At 57.5% G+C, this 2,651-nt stretch carries 1 rRNA gene; it reads left to right on the forward strand.

Annotation, left to right across the window (positions count from 1 at the left end):
- Positions 1-175: 175 nt before the first annotated feature.
- Positions 176-2,651: ribosomal RNA gene (locus tag BMY07_RS33315) — 23S ribosomal RNA — on the forward strand; the annotation flags it as partial.

The following is a 2,651-nucleotide window of genomic DNA, read 5'->3' on the forward strand; positions in this document are numbered from 1 at the left end:
TCGGTACACTGTTGGGTCCTGAGACAACACCCGTGTGGGGTTGTTGGTCTTGGTTCAGGGCCACTGATGGCGGTCATACCGCATGGGAACGTTGTTTCCGTGGCTGGTGCTGCTGGGTGTCGGTGGTGTTCCTGGTTGGTGTTTGAGAACTGTACAGTGGATGCGAGCATCTTTGTTGTAAGTGTGTAAGGGCATACGGTGGATGTCTAGGCATCAGGGGCCGATGAAGGACGTGGGAGGCTGCGATAAGCCTCGGGGAGCTGCCAACCTAGCTGTGATCCGAGGGTGTCCGAATGGGGAAACCCGGCACCAGTCATGTGGTGTCACCCGCACCTGAATATATAGGGTGTTGGGGGGGAACGCGGGGAAGTGAAACATCTCAGTACCCGTAGGAAGAGAAAACAACCGTGATTCCGTGAGTAGTGGCGAGCGAAAGCGGAAGAGGCTAAACCGTCGTCGTGTGATACCCGGCAGGGGTTGCGGTGGCGGGGTCGTGGGACCTTTCGGTCAGTTCTGCCGGACTGGCGCAGAGTAAGAAAACCATGTGTTTAGTTGAACGCCTTGGGATGGGCGGCCGTAGAGGGTGAGAGCCCCGTAAGCGAAAAACCGTGGTCTCTGGAGAGTGTTCCCAAGTAGCAGCGTACTCGTGAAATTCGCTGTGAATCTGGCGGGACCACCCGCTAAGCCTGAATACTTCCTGATGACCGATAGCGGACTAGTACCGTGAGGGAAAGATGAAAAGTACCCCGGGAGGGGAGTGAAAGAGTACCTGAAACCGTGTGCCTACAAGCCGTCAGAGCCTTGAGGGGTGATGGCGTGCCTTTTGAAGAATGAGCCTGCGAGTTAGTGCTGCGTGGCGAGGTTAACCCGTGTGGGGTAGCCGTAGCGAAAGCGAGTCCGAATAGGGCGGTTGAGTCGCGTGGTCTAGACCCGAAGCGGAGTGATCTACCCATGGCCAGGGTGAAGCGACGGTAAGACGTCGTGGAGGCCCGAACCCACCAGGGTTGAAAACCTGGGGGATGAGCTGTGGGTAGGGGTGAAAGGCCAATCAAACTCCGTGATAGCTGGTTCTCCCCGAAATGCATTTAGGTGCAGCGTCGCATGTTTCCTGTCGGGGGTAGAGCACTGGATGGTCTAGGGGGCCTACAAGCTTACCGAAATCAACCAAACTCCGAATACCGATAGGTGAGAGTGCGGCAGTGAGACTGCGGGCGATAAGGTTCGTAGTCGAGAGGGAAACAGCCCAGAACACCAGCTAAGGCCCCTAAGTGTGCGCTAAGTGGGAAAGGATGTGGGGTCGCCCAGACAACCAGGAGGTTGGCTTAGAAGCAGCCACCCTTGAAAGAGTGCGTAATAGCTCACTGGTCAAGTGGTCCTGCGCCGACAATGTAGCGGGGCTTAAGCGCACCGCCGAAGCTGTGTCACTCACACAATACGCCGTCTTCCGGGCTTGACCTGGTTGGCCAGTGGTGTGGGTGGGTAGGGGAGCGTCGTGCAGCCGGGGAAGCGGCGGAGTGATCCAGTCGTGGAGGCTGTGCGAGTGAGAATGCAGGCATGAGTAGCGATAGGCGAGTGAGAATCTCGTCCGCCGAATGACCAAGGGTTCCTGGGCCAGGCTGTTCCGCCCAGGGTAAGTCGGGACCTAAGGCGAGGCCGACAGGCGTAGTCGATGGACAACGGGTTGATATTCCCGTACCCGTGTGGACGCGTCCCTGGTGAGGTCGGTGATACTAACCGCCCAAAGCCTCGACCTTCTTCGGAGGGGAGGGGTGGAGCGCGGGATCTGATCCGGTAGTAGCCAAGCGATGGGGTGACGCAGGAGGGTAGCTCCGCCAGCTGTTGGTGTCTGGTGTAAGCGTGTGGCCCGAGCGATAGGCAAATCCGTCGCTCATGAGGGTGAGGCGTGATGCATAGCCGATTGAGGCGAAGTAGAGTGATCCCATGCTGCCGAGAAAAGCCTCTAGCGAGTGTCCGTGCGGCCCGTACCCCAAACCGACACAGGTGGTCAGGTAGAGAATACCGAGGCGTTCGGGTGAACTGTGGTCAAGGAACTCGGCAAAATGCCCCCGTAACTTCGGGAGAAGGGGGGCCGTAGCACTTGAAGCCCTTCGCGGGCTAGGGTGAGGCGGCCGCAGAGACCAGCGAGAAGCGACTGTTTACTAAAAACACAGGTCCGTGCGAAGTCGCAAGACGATGTATACGGACTGACGCCTGCCCGGTGCTGGAACGTTAAGAGGACGGGTTAGTGCGTAAGCGCGAAGCTCAGAATTTAAGCGCCAGTAAACGGCGGTGGTAACTATAACCATCCTAAGGTAGCGAAATTCCTTGTCGGGTAAGTTCCGACCTGCACGAATGGCGTAACGACTTCTCGACTGTCTCGACCACAGGCCCGGCGAAATTGCACTACGAGTAAAGATGCTCGTTACGCGCGGCAGGACGGAAAGACCCCGGGACCTTTACTATAGCTTGGTATTGGTGCTTGGTTCGGTTTGTGTAGGATAGGTGGGAGACTGTGAAGCGCTCACGCCAGTGGGTGTGGAGTCATTGTTGAAATACCACTCTGATCGTACTGAGTGTCTAACTTCGGACCGTGATCCGGTTCAGGGACAGTGCCTGGTGGGTAGTTTAACTGGGGCGGTTGCCTCCCAAAG

Source organism: Actinokineospora terrae (assembly GCF_900111175.1).
GTDB lineage: Bacteria > Actinomycetota > Actinomycetes > Mycobacteriales > Pseudonocardiaceae > Actinokineospora > Actinokineospora terrae.